General features: G+C 73.1%; 2 protein-coding genes and 1 pseudogene. 2 read left to right on the top strand and 1 reads right to left on the bottom strand.

The window, feature by feature from the left end; all coding sequences use genetic code 11:
• Positions 1-413, bottom strand: a pseudogene (locus tag ABZ281_RS45960) (peptidase); the annotation flags it as partial.
• A 187-nt stretch (positions 414-600) separates the two neighbouring features.
• Here ABZ281_RS45960 and ABZ281_RS45955 point away from each other — a divergent pair.
• Both ABZ281_RS45955 and ABZ281_RS45950 read left to right on the top strand, forming a co-directional pair.
• Complete coding sequence (locus tag ABZ281_RS45955) at positions 601-1,626, top strand: RecB family exonuclease (protein ID WP_356664406.1); 1,026 nt, start codon at positions 601-603, stop codon at positions 1,624-1,626.
• A gap of 54 nt (positions 1,627-1,680) precedes the next feature.
• Positions 1,681-2,352 carry a response regulator transcription factor gene (locus ABZ281_RS45950; RefSeq protein ID WP_018570356.1) on the top strand — a complete coding sequence of 224 codons (672 nt, stop codon included), beginning with the start codon at positions 1,681-1,683 and terminating at the stop codon, positions 2,350-2,352.
• Positions 2,353-2,457: the final 105 nt, after the last annotated feature.

Raw genomic sequence — 2,457 nt, 5'->3', positions numbered from 1 at the left:
GCGTCGCCGTCGTCGCGCTCGCCGGGGGCGGGTGCCGCCTGCGGTACGTCGGCGTCCGGGCGGGCCGGTGTGTGCGGGTCCTCGGCGGCGCGGTCGGGGTCGGAGGCGCCGGCCGACGGACGGTTTGCGCCGGGCTCGGCGGGGCTGGTGGGGGTTTCGTCGCCCCGTATCGGACGGTCCGCTGCCGATTCGTCCCTCACGGCGTCCGAAGGGGTCGCCGGGGTGTCGGCGGGCGTGGCCGGACCTGTCTGTTCCGGTCCCGGGGTGGGCTGTTCAGGGGTGGAAGGGCGCTCGTCCGTGGGCTGTTCGTCGGCGGGGGCCGGCTCGGCGGCCCGGGCCGGAGGCCCCGCGTGGCGCTCGGCCGACTCGTCGTTGCCGGACTGCGGCCGCCCGCGCCCGCCGCTCTCGTCCACCGGTGTCCCCTCGATCGAAGCGTCTCCCGCGCCTGCCGGACGGGAGGTCTCGAGTCGATGGTATGCGTCCGTCGCGGTGCGTTCCGCCCCGGCACCCCTGTGTTTCCCGTACGTCGACCTCCTCTCCCGGCTTCCCCCACGGAACACGGCTGGGTCACTGTCAGTGGCGGGCCGTATGGTCTGGGACATGGAGACGAGCACCGAGGGCGCGGCGCAGCCCGACAGCAGCCCGGCCGCGGCGGAGGAAGCGCCGGTCCCGGCCGGGCCCGCGGAGACGGCAGTGGAGACGGTCGCGGACGCGCAGACGACGGCGGAGGCAGCGGCCGAGACCGCTGCCGTGAGCGACCTCGTGACCGGGACCACCGCCATAGCTCCCGCCTCGCTGTCCCCCTCGCGTGCGAGTGACTTCATGCAGTGCCCGCTGCTCTACCGCTTCCGGGTCATCGACCGCCTGCCGGAGAAGCCGAGCGAGGCGGCGACCAGGGGAACGCTGGTGCACGCGGTCCTGGAGCGGCTCTTCGACGCCCCGGCCGCCGAGCGCACGCCGCCCCGGGCGAAGTCGCTGATCCCCGGCCAGTGGGACCGGCTGCGCGAGACGCGGCCGGAGGTCGTGGAGCTGTTCGCCGACGATCCGCAGGGCGAGCGGCTGGCGCGCTGGCTGGGCGAGGCGGAGCAGCTCGTCGAGCGCTGGTTCAGCCTGGAGGACCCCAGCCGTCTGGAGCCGGCCGAGCGGGAGCTGTTCGTCGAGACCGAGCTGGAGTCCGGGCTGCGGCTGCGCGGCATCATCGACCGGGTCGACGTGGCCCCCACGGGCGAGGTCCGGATCGTCGACTACAAGACGGGAAAGGCGCCCCGGCCCGAGTACTCCGAGGGTGCCCTGTTCCAGATGAAGTTCTACGCCCTGGTGGTGTGGCGGCTGAAGAACGTGATCCCCCGGCGGCTCCAGCTGGTCTACCTCGGCAGCGGCCAGGTGCTGACGTACGACCCGGTCCTCGCCGACCTGGAGCGGGTCGAGCGCAAGCTGCTGGCGCTGTGGGAGGCGATCCGGCTGGCCACCGAGACGGGTGACTGGCGGCCGCGCCCCACGAAGCTGTGCGGCTGGTGCGACCATCAGGCCCACTGCCCGGAGTTCGGCGGTACTCCCCCGCCATACCCCCTTCCGGTGCGTGCACCGGGGCTGCCGGTTCAGCCGGCGCCGGGTGAGGGCGGCTGAGTCGGGCGGGCCCGCGCAGGGCAGAATGGGGCGGGACGAGCGAAGGAGACTTACGTGGCCATCCGCGTCCTACTGGTCGACGACCAGCCGCTGCTCCGTACCGGCTTCCGGATGATCCTGGAGGCCGAGCAGGACATCGCGGTCGTCGGGGAGGCCGGTGACGGACTGCAGGCACTCGACCAGGTGCGTGCGCTACAGCCCGATGTGGTTCTGATGGACATCCGTATGCCGCGGATGGACGGTGTGGAGGCGACCCGGCAGATCACCGGGCCGGAGCGGGACGGCCCGGCGAAGGTGCTGGTGCTGACCACCTTCGATCTCGACGAGTACGTGGTGGAGGCGCTGCGCGCCGGCGCCAGCGGGTTCCTGCTGAAGGACGCGCCCGCCAACGAGTTGGTGCAGGCCATCCGGGTCGTGGCCGCCGGCGAGGCCATGCTCGCGCCGAGCATCACGCGCCGGCTGCTCGACAAGTACGCCACGCATCTGCCGTCGGGGGACGAGCCGGTGCCGGACACGCTGCACACGCTCACCGACCGCGAGGTCGAGGTGCTGAAGCTGGTGGCGCGCGGGCTGTCCAACGCGGAGATCGCCGCCGACCTGTTCGTCAGCGAGACCACCGTCAAGACGCACGTCGGGCATGTGCTGACCAAGCTGGGCCTGCGCGACCGCGTCCAGGCGGCGGTCTACGCGTACGAGAGCGGGCTGGTGCGCCCCGGCGCGCAGTAGCGGCTGCGAGTCGGCATGTGAGAGGGCGCCCCCCGCCGAGCGGGAGGCGCCCTTCTTCACATCGGTGCGTCAGGCGTCCTTGCTGAGCTCCCAGAAGCGGAAGAC

The sequence above is a fragment of the Streptomyces sp. NPDC006265 genome (assembly GCF_040613555.1).
In the GTDB taxonomy this organism is placed as follows: Bacteria; Actinomycetota; Actinomycetes; order Streptomycetales; family Streptomycetaceae; genus Streptomyces.
This window is presented reverse-complemented; position numbering and strand designations above follow the sequence as displayed.